The organism is Ulvibacterium sp. (assembly GCF_028285715.1).
Lineage (GTDB): Bacteria > Bacteroidota > Bacteroidia > Flavobacteriales > Flavobacteriaceae > Ulvibacterium.
In genome coordinates this window covers 714,922-734,686 of sequence record NZ_JANQOO010000035.1, presented here as the reverse complement: position 1 = coordinate 734,686, position 19,765 = coordinate 714,922, and the positions used below count along the sequence as shown (strand labels likewise).

Annotated in this window: 19 protein-coding genes; 7 read left to right on the top strand and 12 right to left on the bottom strand. The window is 44.3% G+C overall.

The genetic code is table 11. The features are described 5' to 3' along the window. The first annotated feature begins 53 nt into the window (after positions 1 to 53). The 4 genes from Q0993_RS21155 (at position 54) to Q0993_RS21140 (ending at position 4,022) form a co-directional block, all read left to right on the top strand. The gene (locus Q0993_RS21155) at positions 54 to 1,292 is read left to right on the top strand and encodes a serine hydrolase (RefSeq protein ID WP_299537216.1); all 1,239 of its coding nucleotides are present in this window, start codon (positions 54 to 56) and stop codon (positions 1,290 to 1,292) included. 319 nt (positions 1,293 to 1,611) lie between these two features. Beyond that, positions 1,612 to 2,025: a MerC domain-containing protein gene (locus Q0993_RS21150; protein ID WP_299537213.1), complete on the top strand. Its 414-nt coding sequence runs from the start codon at positions 1,612 to 1,614 to the stop codon at positions 2,023 to 2,025. Then, positions 2,022 to 2,666, top strand: a complete 645-nt coding sequence (locus Q0993_RS21145) for a DUF1826 domain-containing protein (RefSeq protein WP_299537210.1) — start codon at positions 2,022 to 2,024, stop codon at positions 2,664 to 2,666. The genes Q0993_RS21150 and Q0993_RS21145 overlap by 4 nt, the downstream gene beginning before the upstream one ends. Before the next feature lie 141 nt (positions 2,667 to 2,807). Beyond that, positions 2,808 to 4,022 (top strand): GTP-binding protein, encoded by a 1,215-nt coding sequence (locus Q0993_RS21140; RefSeq protein ID WP_299537207.1) that lies wholly within the window; start codon positions 2,808 to 2,810, stop codon positions 4,020 to 4,022. Between the two features lie 128 nt (positions 4,023 to 4,150). Here the strand turns inward: Q0993_RS21140 and cysS are convergent, their stop codons facing one another. From cysS to Q0993_RS21100, 8 genes are all read right to left on the bottom strand, one after another. Next, positions 4,151 to 5,653 carry a cysteine--tRNA ligase gene (gene cysS, locus Q0993_RS21135; protein ID WP_299537204.1) on the bottom strand — a complete coding sequence of 501 codons (1,503 nt, stop codon included), beginning with the start codon at positions 5,651 to 5,653 and terminating at the stop codon, positions 4,151 to 4,153. Beyond that, positions 5,650 to 6,111, bottom strand: a complete 462-nt coding sequence (locus Q0993_RS21130) for a Fur family transcriptional regulator (RefSeq protein WP_299537200.1) — start codon at positions 6,109 to 6,111, stop codon at positions 5,650 to 5,652. The genes cysS and Q0993_RS21130 overlap by 4 nt, the downstream gene beginning before the upstream one ends. An 11-nt stretch (positions 6,112 to 6,122) precedes the next feature. Next, entirely contained in the window at positions 6,123 to 6,791 is a 669-nt protein-coding gene (gene folE / locus Q0993_RS21125) for a GTP cyclohydrolase I FolE (protein WP_299537197.1), read from the bottom strand. 2 nt (positions 6,792 to 6,793) lie between these two features. Beyond that, entirely contained in the window at positions 6,794 to 7,216 is a 423-nt protein-coding gene (locus Q0993_RS21120) for a phosphoribosyl-AMP cyclohydrolase (RefSeq protein ID WP_299537194.1), read from the bottom strand. After that, the gene (yidD, locus tag Q0993_RS21115) at positions 7,200 to 7,430 is read right to left on the bottom strand and encodes a membrane protein insertion efficiency factor YidD (RefSeq protein ID WP_299537388.1); all 231 of its coding nucleotides are present in this window, start codon (positions 7,428 to 7,430) and stop codon (positions 7,200 to 7,202) included. Before yidD ends, Q0993_RS21120 begins: the two co-directional genes overlap by 17 nt. Before the next feature lie 203 nt (positions 7,431 to 7,633). Next, positions 7,634 to 8,086 (bottom strand): hypothetical protein, encoded by a 453-nt coding sequence (locus Q0993_RS21110; protein ID WP_299537191.1) that lies wholly within the window; start codon positions 8,084 to 8,086, stop codon positions 7,634 to 7,636. A 274-nt stretch (positions 8,087 to 8,360) separates the two neighbouring features. Then, complete coding sequence (locus Q0993_RS21105) at positions 8,361 to 9,038, bottom strand: HupE/UreJ family protein (RefSeq protein WP_299537188.1); 678 nt, start codon at positions 9,036 to 9,038, stop codon at positions 8,361 to 8,363. Between the two features lie 2 nt (positions 9,039 to 9,040). Then, positions 9,041 to 10,087, bottom strand: a complete 1,047-nt coding sequence (locus Q0993_RS21100; protein ID WP_299537185.1) for a DUF4198 domain-containing protein — start codon at positions 10,085 to 10,087, stop codon at positions 9,041 to 9,043. Positions 10,088 to 10,292: 205 nt separating this feature from the next. Here Q0993_RS21100 and Q0993_RS21095 point away from each other — a divergent pair, with 205 nt between their 5' ends. Continuing rightward, positions 10,293 to 11,066, top strand: coding sequence for a DUF1080 domain-containing protein (locus Q0993_RS21095; protein WP_299537182.1), 774 nt, complete (start codon positions 10,293 to 10,295; stop codon positions 11,064 to 11,066). 85 nt (positions 11,067 to 11,151) lie between these two features. On the opposite strand, the gene Q0993_RS21090 is transcribed toward Q0993_RS21095, so the two are convergent. After that, positions 11,152 to 12,054 carry an alpha/beta hydrolase gene (locus Q0993_RS21090; protein ID WP_299537179.1) on the bottom strand — a complete coding sequence of 301 codons (903 nt, stop codon included), beginning with the start codon at positions 12,052 to 12,054 and terminating at the stop codon, positions 11,152 to 11,154. Positions 12,055 to 12,207: 153 nt separating this feature from the next. Continuing rightward, positions 12,208 to 12,438 (bottom strand): hypothetical protein, encoded by a 231-nt coding sequence (locus Q0993_RS21085; RefSeq protein ID WP_299537176.1) that lies wholly within the window; start codon positions 12,436 to 12,438, stop codon positions 12,208 to 12,210. A gap of 561 nt (positions 12,439 to 12,999) precedes the next feature. Here Q0993_RS21085 and Q0993_RS21080 point away from each other — a divergent pair. Further along, positions 13,000 to 14,952, top strand: coding sequence for a CocE/NonD family hydrolase (locus tag Q0993_RS21080; RefSeq protein ID WP_299537173.1), 1,953 nt, complete (start codon positions 13,000 to 13,002; stop codon positions 14,950 to 14,952). Between the two features lie 35 nt (positions 14,953 to 14,987). Further along, a complete protein-coding gene (locus tag Q0993_RS21075) occupies positions 14,988 to 16,577 on the top strand; it encodes an L-serine ammonia-lyase, iron-sulfur-dependent, subunit alpha (protein WP_299537170.1) in 1,590 nt (529 codons plus the stop codon). A gap of 90 nt (positions 16,578 to 16,667) precedes the next feature. Here the strand turns inward: Q0993_RS21075 and Q0993_RS21070 are convergent, their stop codons facing one another. Continuing rightward, entirely contained in the window at positions 16,668 to 18,881 is a 2,214-nt protein-coding gene (locus tag Q0993_RS21070) for a S9 family peptidase (protein WP_299537168.1), read from the bottom strand. A gap of 61 nt (positions 18,882 to 18,942) precedes the next feature. After that, a complete protein-coding gene (locus tag Q0993_RS21065; protein WP_299537166.1) occupies positions 18,943 to 19,590 on the bottom strand; it encodes a DUF6503 family protein in 648 nt (215 codons plus the stop codon). Positions 19,591 to 19,765: the final 175 nt, after the last annotated feature.

Here is a 19,765-nt window from a genome sequence, read left to right as displayed (position 1 = left end):
GACCCGTTTTTAGCTTTTGAAAAATGAAATAAAGTATATAAAAGTACTACCCGATGAAACGAGAGCGAATTCTAAAATTGCCAACTTTTGCAATTACTAGAACATACATAACATTGCCAATCGTAGTAACACTTCTCATAGGAATATATAGCTGTCTTGCGCAGCAAGGTGATTTGTTGGCGCCAGAGGCGACGGTTGCCGAAGCGGCGCTCCCGTTTAGGGATATTCCTGTTCTCAAAGAGGCCTTTATCAACGTGGCCCCAACCGATAGAAAAGATGGTATTCCCGTGGGAGAACTAGGCATCGATGGTGGTAATAAAGGTATGGTTCTAAAACTGTCACAGGAAATTGCGGATAAAAAATATGGCAACTTCGATAGCTTTCTTATTGTCTATAAGGGCAAGCTCCTCTTTGAATCCTATTATTTACGTGGCCGCATAGATCTGCCCCATCCGCAAGCATCCGCTACCAAGGCCTACACCAGCCTTTTACTTGGCCGCGCCATACAGTTGGGGTATCTGACCATGGCCGATTTGGACAAGCCTTTGGTAAGCTTTCTTAAGGATTTGGATCCCACTAAATTTGTGAAGGGCACAGAGCTGGTTACGCTGCATAAGGCGCTGACCATGAGTACCGGTATTCGCATCCCAAATGAACAATGGGAAGAATTTGAAAAAAATCCCGAACGGATAAAAGGTCAAAAGCAGGTTCAGGCTATTTTGGAACATAGTGCGCCTATCACCCCGGCTTCTCAGCACTTTTTGTACGGCACCGGCCCTGGCTTGGTGATGCAGGTACTCAATGCAGTAGTACCCGGATCGGCCAAGGACTTTATCAAAAATGAACTTCTCGATAAAATGGGTATCACAAATTATATCTGGCTAACACAACCCAGTGGCTTACCTGAGGCGGGCTGGCGTACCAGTATAACATCTCGCGACATGGTAAAGTGGGGCATTTTGACTATGAATAGGGGCAAGTGGAATGGAGAACAACTAGTTCCGGAAGCATACATCGCAAAAGCCATCAGCCCTATACTCTATACAGGCGATGATGATGTTTTCGGTGGCGGTAAAGATGTCTCCAATCAGGGCTATGGATATTTCTGGTGGAATGCAGATCTAAAGTCTGGTAGCCAGAGCTTTTACAGTTCATCCGCCCAAGGGGGCGGAGGCCAGTATATCATTCTAGTCGAGGAACTGGACCTGATGATCGTGGTTACCGCTCATGATCGGTACAACAGTACCCTGCAGCTTACCGCTGAACGTATTTTGCCAGCCTTTATGGAGTAGTCCAAAAGGGGAATTGAGCAATACCGCAAGGGGTAGGTGACCTATCCAAAACCAGCGATACTTTCCCAAATTAAACTTTTAAAAACCCATTTTTAGAAAAAAAAGGATGCCAGGAAAGCATCCGATCAGCTTCCAAAGGGATAGGGAAGTCCCTCTCTGCTCAAATTCCCTGGCATTGTTTTGACCAACGAGGTGTTTCTTACAAACCTATATTTTAAATTTATTGCAACTGTGTTGCAATAACATAAATTGTTTGCTTATTTTTGCAACTAAGTTGCGTTTAGGGCAACCAAATTACAGGATTGAAAGTATAGGTAGAATGGAAAAACTTAGTTATTCTGACTTTTTAGGGGCAGCTGCCAGTGGTCTTTGCGCTATTCATTGCGCCCTGACCCCCGTAATTTTTGCCGCTCGGCCCGTTTTGGAAAGTACAATGGGGCATCACGGCCACGGAGCCGGAATTTGGGCGTTGTTGGATTACCTTTTTTTGGTCTTGAGTCTGGCCGCGGTTTGGTACTCTGCACGGCATACGTTTCACACGGGAATCAAGAGAGTGTTATGGGGGGCCTGGGTCGTCTTTGCCATTGGGCTTTTATCTGAATCCTTTCATTTTACCCAGGGTAAGTGGTTTATGTACATTGGGTCCATTACCTTGGTTATAGCCCATATGTACAACCACCGTTACTGTAAAAAATCAAGGATAGAGGTCCCTATTAAAAACCTAGATTCATGATGCCGACAAACATTCTGGATAACAATGCCATAATTGGCAAAGACCTTGGGATACTGCGGGATATTCATATGAAAACTAAAAATATCGCCGTCTACCAACGTAATATAGCATCATTGACGCAAGGGTTGGACCATGCCATAAATCGGCCAATAGAATGTCAGGCCAATGGTACGGTGGAAGAAATTACCCTTTCCTTGAATCGTTATTTTGCCAACGCCCTTCACTTAAATGAAAATCTATTGGAGGACATTTTAAATCTTTTGGTACTATATGAACAAGTGACCAAGGTGTCCTCTTTCCAAGTTTCACTGAATACAATTAGCACTAACATGTGCCGCAGGTTCCATGCCGACAATAATGAACTGAGAATGCTCTGCACCTATTATGGTCCGGGTACCTTGTGGTTGCCGGACTATGCGGTAGATAGAAAGGCCTATCTGGACAGAAAAGACAATCAGAAAATTTTATTGGACGAAAGTCTCGTTCAGCAAGTGGACACTGGTGATGTGGTTATTTTAAAGGGTTCGCTATATCCGGGGGCAATCCCTGTTTTACATCGGAGCCCTGGCATTGAGGAAAATGGAGGGGAACGAATCTTGTTGAGCATTGACGCCAATGAATCCCTAAGTTTTTCGAGATGACCTTTTGAATACTAAAGAGTGGGGGGATTTACTTGCATAATAGCAAATTCAAATGGGGAAAGAACAGAACCCAAAATGTTTGTTGGTCTCCGTAAACAGGCAGCACCGGATATCTCAGATCAATTCGATAATTAAAATGATATGATAACAGAGAAAAAACTTCCCGTAACCGTTTTAAGCGGATTCCTCGGTGCTGGCAAAACCACTTTACTAAACCATGTTTTACACAATAAGGAGGGCTTAAAAGTTGCTGTAATCGTAAACGATATGAGTGAAGTCAATGTGGATGCACAACTGGTAAAGAACGAGAACACCCTTTCCCGAACCGAGGAAAAACTGGTGGAAATGAGCAATGGATGTATTTGCTGTACGCTTAGGGAAGATTTAATGATAGAAGTGGAACGTTTGGCCAAGGAAAATCGGTTCGATTATCTCCTTATTGAAAGTACGGGCATAAGTGAACCCGTGCCGGTTGCCCAAACGTTTTCCTTTGTGGACGAAGAAAGTGGAATTGATCTCTCGCGTTTCAGTTACATTGACACTATGGTAACCGTGGTGGACGCCCTTAATTTTTTCAAGGATTTTGGCAGTCCAGAAACGTTAATGGATAGGGAGCTTACCAACATGGATGGCGACCATCGCTATATTGCCGATTTATTGACCGACCAAGTTGAGTTTGCCAACGTTATTATTCTGAACAAAACTGATTTGATAACCGCTGACGAACTCAACACTTTAAGGGGAGCCATCCAGAAGTTAAATCCTTCCGCCCATATTATTGAATCTACCTATAGCAAAGTAGCACCGGAAACAATTCTGAACACGGGACTTTTCAACTTTGAGGAAGCCGAACAATCCGCCGGTTGGATCGAAGAACTTGAAAAAGAGGAACATACCCCTGAAACCGAGGAATATGGGATATCATCCTTTGTTTTTAAATCCAAGAAACCTTTTGACCCCATCCGGTTTTTGGATTTTGCCCGGGAATTCCCAAAAACCGTTATAAGAAGTAAAGGTCTATTCTGGATGGCTTCGAGACCGGAACAGGCCTTGGTCTGGGGGCAAGCTGGTGGTTCTTTGAAAGCACATAGTGCAGGGGTTTGGTGGAGCAGTATGCCCATTAAAAAACGAATCCAATATTTGTCGTATACCGAAAACCAAGATATAATCGAAGAGAGTTGGGACAAAACCTTTGGGGACCGAAAAAATGAAATCGTATTCATCGGTCAGGAAATGGACGAAGCAAAAATAAGGGCAGATTTGGATGCCTGTCTGGCCACAGACCGAGAACTTGAATCACAAAGATGGCTGGAAGGATATTCGGATAACTGGCCTATGCCTAGGATGCATGCTTAGGAGTAAACTACTTACGGCCCATGGGACACCCCAAGAAAACCCAACAATATATTTCGCCAGAACACTTACTGGACGTTTAAATCCTGATTATCGAGTAAAGGTCAAAACCCGGTCACTTCTTCGCTTTGCTATAAATTTTTGCTGGTCTCATAGGTAGCACTTTCTTTATCATCGTTTACCTGTATCCCGATAGTGGCCAGTCGATCCCTAATATAATCGGAGAATGCAAAGTCTTTCTGGGCACGTGCTTGTTGCCTAACCTCGATCAGAATGTCCATTACTTCGGGAAATAGCTCGTCCTGGGAACTGGTCTTGGTTTCATTTTGTATGCCCAACACATCGGTCAGAAAGCCACGGTAGGTGGTTTGTAGGGTGCTCAGTGTCTCTGTTGAGACGCAACCCGGGTCTTGTGTAATTTTGTGCGCCAAACGCAAAAGCTCAAAAAGACTGGCAATGGTTTCCGCCGTATTGAAATCATCGTCCATGTTTTCGTAGCAACTTTCGCAGGTGCTCCGTATTCGCGCCGATAAGTCGTTGTCGATATTTTCCGCTGCATTTACCTGCAATCCGTCAATAAGCTTCAATCCTTTTAGCAATTTTCCACAGGCCGTTTCCGCTGCCTTGATCGCCTGGTTTGAAAAATCAATGGTACTGCCGTAATGTGCCTGTAGTATCAAAAAGCGAAGCGTAACCGGACTATAGGCTTTTTCAAGCAACGGATGGTCCCCACTGAACATCTGGCCAAGAGAAATAAAATTACCTTTGGATTTTGCCATTTTCTGCCCATCGAGCGTCACCATGTTATTATGCATCCAATAATGGACAGGGGCACGATCAAAGGCGGCATGGCTCTGGGCTATCTCCGCCTCATGATGCGGGAATTTAAGATCCATACCCCCACCGTGGATATCGAAGGGAAGTCCAAGATACTTGATGCTCATGGCCGAACACTCTATATGCCATCCGGGGAAACCCATTCCCCAAGGAGAACGCCATTGCATAAGGTGCGCTGCATCGGCTTTTTTCCAAAGTGCAAAATCAGCGGGGTTTTTCTTTTCATCTTGTCCATCCAGGGCGCGACTTCCGGCCAGTAAATCGTCCAATACCCGGCCGGAAAGCTGCCCGTAGTGATACTTTTCCGCATATTTCACAACATCCAAATAGACAGATCCATCACTTTCGTACGCAAACCCATTGGCAATGATTTGCTCGATCATTTCAATTTGCTCAACAATATGTCCTGAGGCCGTAGGCTCTATGGATGGTGGCACTACGTTGAGCTTGCCCATCATATCACGGTATAAATTGGTATAGTATTGGGCCACTTCCATAGGTTCCAACTGCTCGATACGGGCTTTTTTGGCAATCTTATCTTCGCCTTGCCCGTTCAATTCATCTTCCAGATGGCCCACATCCGTTATATTTCGAACATAGCGCACCTGATAACCCAAGAACCTGAAATACCGATTTACGATATCAAACGTAATCGCCGATCGGGCATGTCCCAAATGTGGTTCACCATATACCGTGGGGCCGCATACATACATGCCAACCTTGCCCTTTACGATGGGGGCAAACGGCTCTTTTTCTCCTGAAAGCGAGTTTTTGATATGGACCGTTCTTTCGTTCATGTCGGTGAGTACAAATGTTTCTTGTGGGTATCTTCTATCTTTTGGAAATCGGAGCATTCGAGACACTTTCCTTGCATAAGGAAATACATCTCTTTGATATCATATTTTTTGAGTCCCTCCATATATTCATCCGGCAGACAAGGTAGGCAGACTATTTTATCACATTCCCTACAGTGCAGATGTGGATGTATACTTAGGTTCTTATGTTTTTCGTGATTCAACATATATAGACAAGTGCCTTGTTGATCGACCAATTTTACGACAAGGTCCATTGCTACAAAAGTGTGGAGGGTACGATACATGGTCGCTCGATCCATAGAACCCGACAATTGTTTTTCGATCTCGGATAAGGCAAAGGGTTTTGCGTTATCCATAAAGAGCTCCAAAATTGCCAAACGCTTGGAGGTAATGCGTTTGTTCCGGCTTTTTAAAATTGCTATGGCACTTTTCCTATTCATGTCATTTACATTCAAATAAGTCGGTAGAATTCATTCCGCAGGTCTATGTCATTAAATCGGCCTCCGTACTCCAAGGTAGTTGTTCTGCTAGTTTTATCATTTACCCCACGGGTGGATACGCAAAGGTGTTCGGCCTCTACCACCACGATCACATCCTCGGTTTGAAGTGCATGCTTTAGTTCGTTGAATATTTGTAAGGTCATACGCTCCTGTACCTGGGGCCTTTTTCCGTAATATTCCACTACACGGTTTATTTTGGACAAACCAATGACCATACCAGAAGAAATATAGGCCACATGCGCCCTTCCCGTGATAGGTAGAAAATGGTGTTCACAGGCGGATGAAAACGTAATATCCTTCTCCACCAACATTTTGTTGTACTGATATTTATTTTCAAAGACAGAAAGCGATGGTTTATTTTTGGGATTTAGTCCCTGAAAAATCTCTTTTACATACATTTTGGCTACACGGTAAGGTGTGCCTCTGAGGCTGTCATCGGTCAGGTCCAGACCCAATTCCTCCATGATACCTCCAAAGAGTTTTTCAATGTTCGCCATTTTTTCCTCATCGGATTTAGCAAAGGCATCTTCCCGTATCGGGGTGTCCACGGAAGTCATTACATGGCTGTTCCCATTAAGTTCGTGCTGATTTCGCTCTATCAATTTTTCATCTATTTTCATAGCTATTTCAAATTTTCAATGAATTGAAGTGTATTGTTTTTTGTATCCACATTCCTGTAAAAGCAAGCTTTTCTGTGTTTACCCTGCTTGTCATAGGTATGGCAAACGCCATCACCCTGTAGGGTAACCTGATATACGAAAGCATCCTGATCGCAATCCACAAGAATAGTATCCACTGTTAAAAAATCTCCCGAGGTTTCTCCCTTTACCCAAAGTGTATTGCGGGAAGTGCTCCAAAAGGTGGCAAGACCGGTCTGTATCGTTTTATGCAATGCTTCCGCGTTAATGGATGCCAACATCAAAAGTTGTCCGGTACTCGTTTCCTGAACCGCTACAGGGAGCAGGCCACCGCGCTTGTCAAACTGGGGTTCAAACGCAATGCCTTCTTCCAGTTCCATGACTTTTGGGTTATCTTTTAAATTCATTCGCATATATTTTCTTTTTTGGAACAGGGTCGTATCCCTGAGTGCCCCATGGGTGGCATCTTAAAAGCCGTTTAGTTCCTAAAATCAAACCTTTTACGACCCCCCACTCGGTAATGGCATCAATCATGTATTGTGAACAAGTAGGCTGATGCCGGCAACTGGAAGGTAGGAGGGGCGAAATGGCCACTTGATAAAAGCGCACCGCACCTATCATGATATGTTTTAGTATGTAGGTCACAGCTTTTAGGATAACGTCAATTCTATATTTATATTGGTATTCAAAGCTTCATCTTTTTTAAGTGTACAATGGATTATACTTTCTGCTTAAAATCCGGAAATAGTTTGCTGAGTTGAATAGCTCCTTCTAGGGTTATCGATAACCAATACAGCCCATAAGACGCCCTATATGGATGGGGACTACTCCTTTATATCATCGATTTTTACGGCGATTTCCTTTATTTCTTCCAATAGATGTTGCTGTACTTCCAAATGCTGTTTTGGGGTCAGTTCCGGATGATTGTCATGATGGTGGTCGTGATCATGGTCATGATCGTGGCCCGAATGATCGTGTTCTTCCTCAAAACCCGGCACTTCAACCAATTGTTCATCCCAAGCTTCAAGGGCACTGCTGATGGAATTCAGATCTTTTGAGTGCGTTTCCACAAATAAGGAATCCATATTCGCTTTTAACTGGGTCATTTGGTCTTGCATCATCTGACGAATTTTAACGGCTTCCTTATGAAGTTCAAATGCCTGTTGCAGGTCTTCATTCGCCTGCTTTTTATCACCGCAAGCCGTTGACAGGGCTAGTATTCCCAAAAAGAGAACAAGAAGTTTGCATCGGCGTACCACGTATTTTTTTTGTATCATTCCATTTCGTATTTAATATTTTTCACAGCTCCCGGTTACAACTGCATACCGGGGCGGCATCCCTTTTGCATCTGAGATTAGGCATATAATCACTAATGCGATGTTGTTGCAAATATACGGCGTATTCCAATAAATGCAACTGCGTTGCATTTATTTAAGCCAAGTTATCCTGAAAAAAGGGGAGGAGGGCAAAAAGCATTTACTTTGGTACAATACAAAGGAATATGGCGGCCTTTGAAGTGTAAACATACGCCTAATAAGTTTTTTGTATAGCTCAATGCCCAACGAAATAGCCGTACAATTGATAGGCGAACAAACCTATCCCTGCCAGTACCAGGTACCAATTCATTGCTTTATAAAAAGCCGGAAACTGTTTATGTTTTCGTGAAAGTGTAATTATAAAAACGATAGGTATTAATGCTAAGACCTGTCCTACTTCCACACCTAGGTTAAAACAAAGGATTTTTGCCAAAAATTGCTCCTTTCCTATGTCGAAGGACTGTAACCTTGTGGAAAGCCCAAAGCCGTGAATTAATCCGAAAAAGCCGACCATGAGCAGTAAATTGGGCGATTTCACCTTTATTTTTTCAAAACCACCCAAATTTTCAAAACCCTTGTATACGACGCTTAAGGCAATGACCGCATCTACCAGATGCTCATCTGCGGTAATTCCTTCGTAGGTGGCACCTATCAAGGTAATGCAATGTCCTATCGTAAACACCGTAATGAACTTCAAGATATCCATGAAGCTATTCAGAAAGAAGATAACGCCAGCCAGAAAAAGCAGATGGTCATACCCGGTGAGCATATGTGTTGCACCTACCTGTATATAGGCCCATAGATCCCCATTGCGTAAAATCTCCTGGTCGGCACTTGAAACATCATGTGCAAATCCTAAAAGCGGAATGAGCCACACCAATAGTGCCAATGCCTGCCTTGATCTTTTATGCATCGTCACTTCTTTTTTCTAAAGAACAAGAATAACAATCCTATGACCAGTATGCTACCCACTACAAAGACCCAAGTAGGAATATCATGGTCATGATCATGATCATGCGTATGCGTACCGGGGCCATGCTTGTGGCTTACCTCAAAAGTAAGAGTCGCCCATTTGGATCTATGCGTCAATTCATCACTATCCGCGGCTTTGGTCATGTAAATGGTCCGCAGATAATAGATGCCATCTTCCGGTAGATTTACTGTAACCCTACCTTGATCATTTGTACGTAATTGCTCACCACTGGTATGCGTATGCGACTCCTCTTTTTCCGTTTTGTGGGAATGACCGTGTTGATCGTCAGAGTGTGAATGACTATGCGAATGTGCCTCCCCACTGTGCCCGTGCCCATGCTCATGACCATGGTGTGTATGGGCGTGGGCTCCTTTCAGAAAGTTGGCGTATACCAATTGATTAGCTAAGGGTTTCCCATCCAGCAACAACTGTACTTCCAGCTTTTCGCCACTGTACTTTTCATACGGATTTGCCAAAGGAACAAACTCTATGGGATAACCGAGCACCGCACTCCAGTCATCCGTCCTGGTATCACCAACCTGATAAATGGTTTTTACGTGTTTTTCATAACTTTCTACCGCATCTTGATCCAAAACACTATCACGTTGCCGTTGTTTCAGCATATCCAAAACCCCATCGTGTTCCAAATAATTGTTGAACTTTTCAGCGGTAAGCTCTATGTTTCGCGCTTTGGTGGAGACACCCGCCACATAAGTTCCCGATTCACCCGTATTAAATGTAAATTGGGTAATGGTACTGTCTTGGTCCTTCCATTGCTCCGGGGCAATGGCCATCCTTTTACCCTTAACGATAACAGAAGCGTCCAGCATGCGATCCCGGGCGATGATATTTTCGCTTCTTTCAAAAGTCCCATTGTAGAGGCTCAAGGTAGCCTCTTGATCGGGTTGCAAGAAGTAGGTTTCCATTTTTATATACAGATCGTGGCTGCATAGTAAAACCACTAATAGAAGGTAAAAGAGTTTGCGCATGTATAGAAATTTTAGCTTCAAATATACAAGCAAAACATACGTGAAGTGGAGGATATGTATTAGGAATATTAAAAATAGTATGGTTTATGAAGTTTATTGTTATTTTAGAATCCGTTAAAAGGATTTGGATTACTTTGAGAAATAAAATTATACGTCCAGATTTAAGCAGCAAGTAAATTACATTACCTAACCACCTAACTAAAACATGGCTCGAAATTCCTTTTTTATCGTATTGATAACACTGATTATCGGTGTCTCGTGTAAAACTGACAAAAACAAGAAATTCCAGATTGTCCGATCCCAGGAACTGGCCGCTAGGAACAAGGTGCACAATCAATTGCTCGACATAGAAAAGGAACAGGGTTGGGAGTTGCTTTTTGATGGCAAAACCCTTACCGGTTGGCACCTTTACAATAACCCGGACTCCACCCGATTTTCAGCATGGGAAGTACAAGACGGGCGTATTTTTTGCAATGCCACGGACGAGAGCAAGATCTTTGGGGATTTGGTGACCGACAGGGCGTTTGAAAACTACGAGCTGATGTTCGACTGGCAAATGGCGCTTAGGGGAAACGGCGGTGTATTTATCAATGTACAAGAGTCCCCGGAATATAAGGCCACTTATGAGACAGGACCGGAATACCAATTGTTGGAACCTGCCCATATGGATAATACTACACCTCTAAAACGACCAGGTTGTCTATGGGGATTATCACCGCAATTAAACCAGGTTGATGCCAAGCCCACCGGGCAATGGAATACCGCCAAAATTGTACAAAAAGAGGGGAAAATTGAATTCTATCTCAACGGCAAACTCACCGCTGAAGAAGATTTTACCTCAGTGGATTGGACCAACAAAGTCAACGCTTCGGGTTTTAAGGACGCGCCCGGTTTCGGTAAGGCCACCCAAGGGAAGATCGCGTTACAGAACTGGTACTTTGAGGCTTGGTTCCGCAATATTAAAATCCGTGAGCTGTAACCAAAGCGCAATGGCTTTCCATGGTCCGATATTTCCATTTGTAGGACATTCCAGATCGATTCTTCGGTGAAGAACTTGCTGCGTCTTATCGTTTTGTCTTGTTCAAAAAATCCGCGGCCAGCTTTAAGTTTTCCCCAAACTCAAAAAACACCACCGTAAAGTGATCTTGATCTTGTTTTTCCATAAGGACGGTATTGGGAATCTGTTGCTGAAGATATGTGGCTTCGGTAAAGGGAATCAACTCATCTTCGGTACCATGAATGACTAGGGTAGGGCACTCGATAGCCCCCAAATCGGCATTCCAGTTCGATGTAAATTGTTTAAAATCATTTTGTTCCCCCGGTACTACATGCTCCATTGGAAAAAAAGCACTTTGTAAATAGCGATGTGCCTCGTCTGCGATGGCGCCCTCAAATTCATCGCTCAAGGAGGTATATGCCATCCAACGCCCAAATTCCGATCCCATGAGCATGTTTGCAATAGCATTTTGTTCAGGTTCATCAAATGCGCGTCCTGAGGAAGCCAATACAACCAAACCTGAACATCTTTGTGGAAATCGGGAAGCGAAAAGTATTGCTGAGGGTCCACCTCCGGAAAATCCAATTACAGCGGCCGAGTCTATCGAAAGCTGATCAAGAAGCGCGGCGTAGAGCTCCGATTGCGCTTCTATGGTCTCTCCTGAGGAAAGCGGTGTCCTGAAATACCCCGGACGGGAAGGTGAAATCACGGTAAATCCTTCATCGATGAGGGCATCTGCCCTAAAGGTGTGATAGCTCCCGGGGGTGCCGTGCAATAGCAATACAAATTTGTCCGAATTGCCTTGTTTCAAATACTCTACAGGACCAACCGAGGTTTGTACCACTGTGCTTTGTCCGGGAAGCTGTTCGGCCACCTTTTGTACGGCGGACCGATATTGAAAAAATGAAATCCCAATGAATAGTATGATCAGGATTAGAAATCCTAGTAGTAGTCGGCCAATCCACTTCATTTTAAATTAATTCCTTGATTCCTAGGAATATACCAAATATATGGCAAATAACCAACGTTTTGGACTTGAGGTATGGCCAATTGGAATGGCCGAGTAGGACTTTTAAAAAAGAAATGGCCTTGGCATTAGCCCGGTTTTAACCTTAGTAATAGATTACAGTTTCTTTTGTAACCGTTCTTTCATGGCGGCCTTGTCTTCCTCAGAAAGTGAAGCTAATTCAATACGCTCGCACAAAGACGTAAGCTTACCATTCTTTGCAGAGAATTCAGCACACTCTTTAAAAAATAACAAATACACTTTAAGTTGCAGTATTTCCCACCAAGTGGCTTCCCCATATTGGGTCTTGGTACAAATTTGCTTTGCTTTTTCAAGAGATATTTTCATGCTTACAAAACCATTTTATTTGGCCAATTCCAATTCTTCAATCTTAATAACATCAGCTCCAACCTTACTCAAAAGGTCCGTTCATGCCTTCTTCCGATCAATCTTCGTCGTCTCAGTCGGTGGAATGGTCAATCCTTACGTTCTGCCCTGTATTTTTGGTCAATTTTTCAGAAACTTAAATAAACTTACTCTTTAAAACGGTATTCGGCCCCATCTTTTCGGCAGCGTCTTCTTGGTAACCTTTAGCTGATTTAAGTCTGGCCATGGAAATCTCCAATACCCTAAGATCTGGACACCTCACAAATGTTCAACAAAAGTAGGACTAATTCCAGGACAACCGAAATTTTATTGCCCAGTTCTTATTTAAGTGATGAACCTACCCCGTTAATTTGGACACTGGAGGCATTGCCGGGCCCAGTGTGCAATCAAATTCGAGTAAATACGGCAGCGTATTATATCATCTATTCTAGTTCGATTTTAAATAGATTTTCCCGGCGGTAAACATACCTCAAAGCCGAAGGCATTATTCCCTATCTTTATATACCACTATAAACCAACTTTATGAAGAATATACGCTACGCAAGGTTGATGGTTCCTTCACCCCCATGCTTTGGTTTCCTTCAAATAGCCTTTGCCAAAACGATACAAAACTCGTTTTTGCTTTTCACCATATTGGCTATTACAGGACTTTTTGGCCAGGAAGAACCAAGTATCTCGGAAAAACTGAAGGAAATCGCCATCATAGACCAAAAAGTGATGATGCCCATGCGCGACGGTATCCGATTGGCCACGGATATTTATCGTCCCAAGACAGATGAAAAAGTTCCTATTATTTTTTCGAGAACCCCTTATAATTTCAACTCTTGGGGAGATGGCAAGGAACAAACACGCACAAAGGAGCGGGCCTACAAAGCGGTAAAACGGGGGTACGCCTATGTGGTTCAAAATGAACGGGGCCGCTATTTTTCAGAAGGGGAGTGGGATATTCTAGGTGTGCCGCTCACGGACGGGTATGATGCCTTTAGTTGGATGAAAGAACAATCGTGGTCCAATGGAAAAATTGGAACTCTAGGATGTTCCAGCACTGCGGAGTGGCAGATGGCAGTGGCCGCTCTGGATCATCCAGCACATGCCGCCATGGTACCTCAGGCCTTTGGGGCAGGTGTCGGCCGCGTGGGCGACCTTATGGAGCAAGGCAATTGGTACCGTGGTGGGGTAGAACAGTTACTTTTCTTTGCGTGGCTCTACGGGGTGGAACACGATGTATTTAAACCACGTATTCCAGAAGGTTCCACCCAAGAAGATTTGATTCGTATTTCGAGGTTTTATGATCTGGCACCGGAGAATCCACCGATAGATATGTCCGAAGCCCTAAAACACCTTCCCATTCAAGACATTTTAAGGAATATTAACGGTAAAAAGGAAATTTTTGATAAGATGGTACGCCGCAAGCCCAACCATCCCGATTGGTTTTCGGGAGGGCTGTACCATGATAATATGGAAATCGGTACGCCTAGTTTTTGGTTTGCCTCCTGGTATGATGTGAGCATCACGCCAAATTTGGCCTTGTTCAACCATGTACGCCATACAGCGAAAGACCCAGAGGTTCGGGATAATCAATATTTGGTCATTGCACCCACTTTACATTGTAGGTTCACCAGGGCCACAGAAAATACTATAGTCGGTGAACGCAGTGTGGGTGATGCACGTTTAAACTATGATGAACAGATTTATGGGTGGTGGGACCTATGGTTGAAAGGGCAGCGCAATGATTTTAAGGAACGGACACCTCGGGTACAATATTTCACTATGGGACGGAATATATGGCAATCCGCAGAACAATGGCCGCCTAAGGACGTTAAAATGACCACCTTTTATCTCAATAGTGGCGGTAATGCAAACACTTTGAACGGTGATGGCATACTGACTAAAAAGAAACCGAAACAGGACAATCCCGATAGTTTTATCTATGACCCGATGAATCCGGTGACTTCCCATGGTGGCAATGTTTGTTGTACCGGTAACGCCGTCGAGGGTGGTGCGTTTGACCAGCAAGTTATGGAAGAACGCGATGATATTTTGGTGTATACCACCAATGCCCTGAAAGAAGGGGTAGAGGTGACCGGCTTTATCGAATCGACCTTATTCGTATCTTCCGATGTAAAGGATACCGACTTTACCATAAAGCTTATCGATGTATATCCCGATGGAAGGGCCTACAATTTGGATGAGACCATTCAACGCGCCCGTTTTCGTGAGGGCTATGATAAGGAAGTCTTTATGGAAAAAGGAACGGTTTACAAAATCGTTTTGACCCCCATGGCAACAAGCAATTACTTTGAAAAAGGCCATCGTATTCGCATTGAAATTTCGAGCAGTAATTTTCCAAGGTTCGCACGAAACCTGAATACGGGAGGCAATAATTATGATGAATCCAAGGGCATTATAGCCCATAATACGATACACCATAGCAAGCAGTATCCCTCACAGATTCGAATACCGATTCGGAAGTGATTTAGGTAAGTACTATTGAACTCAAAAAAAGTACTATGAAAAGTTATCCGAGTATTTTCAATGATGTCATCGGTCCGGTTATGCGCGGACCTTCAAGTTCACATTGCGCCGCATCCTTACGCATAGGCCGCATATGCCGAGATCTTATGGATGGGGAAATTGATGAAGTCTATATCGAATTTGACCCAAATGGGTCATTGGCCACAACCCATGAAGGCCAAGGTTCCGATATGGGTCTCTTTGGCGGTTTTTTAGGTTGGGAAGCCGATGAGGAACGGTTGCCGGACTATTTAAATGCCATAGCGGAGGCCAACATTCAACTTAAGATCGATATTCATCCCGTTGGGGCCACACATCCGAATACCTACAAAATTACACTCAAGAATACCAAAGAGACCCGAACCGTGACCGCTATTTCAACGGGTGGTGGGATGATAGAAATCATCGAGATCGACGGTGCCGCGGTATCCATGTCGGGCGATTTCTATGAAACCCTGATCTATGTCACCGATGCCAAAGACCTTATCGCTCAAATAGAACAACAATTTGAATGTGATGAGGTTAGGTTGCGGAAGGGAACGGCATCCTTCATTGAAATAAAGGCCAATCGTTTTATGGACCTGGATTTGGAGACTTGGCTTTTGGAGCGGGACGAAGCACTGTTTGTCAAAAAACTTCATCCTGTTCTACCCGTATTGGCGAGCAAGGATGTAAGCGTGCCGTTTATCACCTGCAACGCCATGCTGGACTATAATTCGGATAAGCATCTAGAATTGTGGCAGTTAGCCTTAATCTATGAAAGTAGACGTGGAAATATTTCAGAAGAGGAAGTTTTTGAAAAAATGCGGGCCATTTTGAAGATTATGCAAGATGCCATTGATAAAGGGTTACAGGGCACCAATTACGCCGATCGTATATTAGGTCCACAATCGCTCAACTTTCAGGAACGTATGGAGGGGAAGCAATTGGTAAAGGGCGATGTGCTCAATACGGTCGTTCTTTATACCTCGGCAATGATGGAAGTCAAAAGTGCCATGGGAGTCATTGTTGCGGCACCCACCGCGGGCTCTTGCGGCGCATTGCCCGGTGCCCTTATCGGTGTGGGCCAGACATTGGGACTTTCAGAAGATGCCATGGTCAAAGCATTGTTAGGCGCCGGCTTAATCGGTGTGTTCATAGCGGAACATGCCACCTTTGCGGCAGAAGTTGGGGGTTGCATGGCAGAGTGTGGCTCAGGATCGGGTATGGCTGCTGCAGGGATTGTCAGTTTAAAAAACGGTAGCCTGCATCAATCCTTATCCGCGGCCTCCATGGCGTTACAATCAAGTTTGGGCATGGTATGCGATATGATTGCGGATAGGGTAGAGGCCCCTTGTTTAAATCGCAATGTAATGGCGGCAACAAACGCTATCTCATGTGCGAATATGGCCCTTTCGGATTACGATCATCTCATTCCGTTGGACGAAGTCATAGAAACCATGAAGCGGGTAGGGGATGCCATGCCCCATACCTTATGCTGCACGGGTCTTGGTGGCTTGGCCATTACCAAAACCGCTAAAGAAATCGAAGCCCGATTAAAGAAAGGTAAGGCGCATCAAAACAAGACCTTTTTTAAAGTGTGTTGAGCCATTTCGCACGCGCTATGTCAAACTGTCTTTTTAGAATTTGATATTTGGAATTTTGGAATGTTTTTCCCTGCTCCCGAAACGCAGCCATCAATCCATAACGCGCTTCCAGTACCTCTCCATCGTTCTCCTTAGGTGCAAGGTAGTGTTCTCCCGCTCGTTGATGCGGTGGGATCGCATAGGGTAGGACATCATATCAAACATTTTGTTGTGCTTGATGAGTTCATTGGTCAGCCGTTCAAAACTCTGATAATGGACATTGTCGTCTGCTGTTCCATGGATGATCATCAGATTCCCTTTTAAACTTTTGGCATGGGCTATGGGCGAACCTGCAATATAATTGGCTTCGTTGTCTTCCAACAGGCCCATATACCGCTCTTGGTAAATATTGTCATACAGCCGTTGATCGGCCACAAAGGCCACAGCCAATCCCGATTTATAGATTTCCGGATATCGGAATAGGCAGTTCATGGTCATTTGACCGCCACCGCTCCAACCCCAAATACCTACTTTGTCGGTATCGATAAACGGGTAGGTTTTGAACAGTTGTCGCGCCGCGGCCGCTTGGTCATGCGCTGCCAAAATTCCGATTTGGCCATAAATGGATTTCCGCCAATCCCGCCCCCTGGGCGTCTTGGTACCTCGGTTATCGATACTGACGACCACATAGCCCTGTTGTGCCAGATAATGATGCCATAAATCTCCGCCTTGCCAGGCATCCTGCACCGTGGACCCCGCCGGCTCCCCATAGACATAAAAGAGAATCGGGTATTTGTTCTCCGGTTTAAAATTAGCGGGTTTGATTATCCAGGCATCCAATACCACTTTACCTATATCAATTTTAATGAACTCCTTGGGTGTTAACCCTAGCGCATTGACCTTGTTGGCCAATGCTGTATTGTCCTCCAAGACCCGGATCCGTTGGTGCCTCTGCAGATTGATCAAGGAAATGACCTGTGGCGTTGTTGTGTTTTGAAAGGTATGAATGGCGTATTGGGCATCCGCCGAAATTTGATAGGCATGTTGCCCCAATTGATCGTTTGGACTCACTTTTTCCGTGGCACTGCTGCCATCGAGCTTACTTCGGTACAAATAGCGTTGGGTATAATTATCTGGCGAGGCAATGTAATACACATAACCTCCTTTGGGGTCGATACAATTGATCCGAACCACGTCCATGTTTCCCTGGGTAATGGTACGCCATTGTTTTCCATCACGAGATACCTTATATAGGCGTAACCACCCATCCTTTTCGCTGGTCCAGGTAAAGTGTTTTCCATTTTCCAACCATATGATATTGTCGTGTATATCCAACCAGGCATCGTCCTTGTCCGTGAAAATAGGGTGTAGTGCCATGCTTTGGGTATTCCCGATCCAAACCGTATTGGAATTCTGTCTCCTGTTCAATTGTTGTATCATGACCTCATGGGAATCGGGAATAAAATCCATTCGGGCCAGGTAGTTGTTAGTGGGGTCTCCGGGAATTTCAAACCACCGGGTAGCACCACCACCGGCATTCACTACCCCCACCTTAACCTCAGAATTTTTAGTGCCTACTTTAGGATACGGAAGCGGAATCGGCTTGGAATAAATGGAATCCACATTGTTGATCATATAAAAGGTCCCGATGTTCTTGGTGTCGGACCGCCAATAGGCGATTTGTTCCCCATCCGGACTCCATCGAAACCCATCCCTGCACGACAGTTCTTCCTCATAGACCCAATCAAACGTACCATTGATTATGTTTTCATTGCCGTCAAAGGTGATTTGGGTGGTTTGGCCGGATTCCAGATCATCTACATAAATATTGTTCTTGCTCACATAACCGACCCTTGAGGCGTCCGGTGAAAATTTGGCGAACATCAGGGTGCTGCGCTCCATGGATTTCCCCAGCTGTGTCAACGCGCCCGATGCCAAATCCAAGACCCAATAATCCCCTCGTGTATGGTAGCGCCAAACTTTTCGTGTATTCGTAAAGATCAACAATTTTGAGTTGTCCAGGGACCACTCATAATTCCGAATGGACAAGGGTGCCGATTCCCCTGGGGGTATTAACTGTTCCGCCGAAACCAATACCGATCTTTTCCCGGATCTGGCCTCATACCGTATGATATCCTTTCCCCCAAATTTCGGGTTTACCTCCAAGGTAGAATAACCGGTATTGTCCTTCATCCATCGTACGGGCCCATAACCTTTGGCGGCATAGGTGCCGTGGGCATACATATCCTCAAGCTTTAAGGTTTCCTGTGCCGGAGCAGCACATAGAATCAGTAAAAAAAATAGGTAGAAGAGACCGGACTTCATTGGTTTGATTTTGGTTACACCCCAAAATAACCAAAAAATCGTGGAAACGATGTAGCCATATCTACTTTAAAACATCCGTCCCCAACAACTTCATATCTAAATCATACCAGGTTCTTTTGATGGGCATTATCGTTCCGTTTACATTCTTGCTCCCTTCGTTATACACGATTTCCCCGCCACTTTCATCTTTTTTAACAAACTTAAAGCCTAATAGATAAAAAGAGCTTTTGTCAATGTAAAAGTCCCAGTTTTCTTTTTCGTAATCAATATGGATCACATACACAGGTACCGCGTTGATTACCGCTTCCTCATAGGCTTCCTTTAGCTGAATTCCTGGGTCGAAAAACTTGGCATGCATCCCCCAAATGTAGGGATAGAACCTTGAGGCCCATTCATAGTCCTCACAGCTGGAATTGTTGTTATGCGCGATACAGGTATCCCGTCGGAATTCCAAGTGTACTTCGCGAAATAGATTATGATACTCAAACGTATTGGCCTTGTTATCGATTTTGAGATGGATACGCTCTGCGTTATTATCGCTAAAAATGCTTTTACTTTCCAGTTCCAAGGCTACCGCCTTATCATACCAGCGACCCTCCGTATCATGATGTTCTTGGCACTTCAGGGCAATTTCCTTACTGGTTAAAGGCTTGGAAGTACAGGAAATCACCAAAAAAACGAATACAAACAGATAGCCTATATATTTCATAAGTTGAGATAGCATGAAGAAGGTCAAATGTACCATTAATGTTCAATATGACCGCATTTCACTGTGCCAAGAGTTGCATCCAAGGGGCAACCAAGGCGATATAGACCCGTAAGCCGGTTGAAGAATGCGTGATTGAAAAACGACAATTTTTCATTGAATTCCCCTAAAGTCGAAG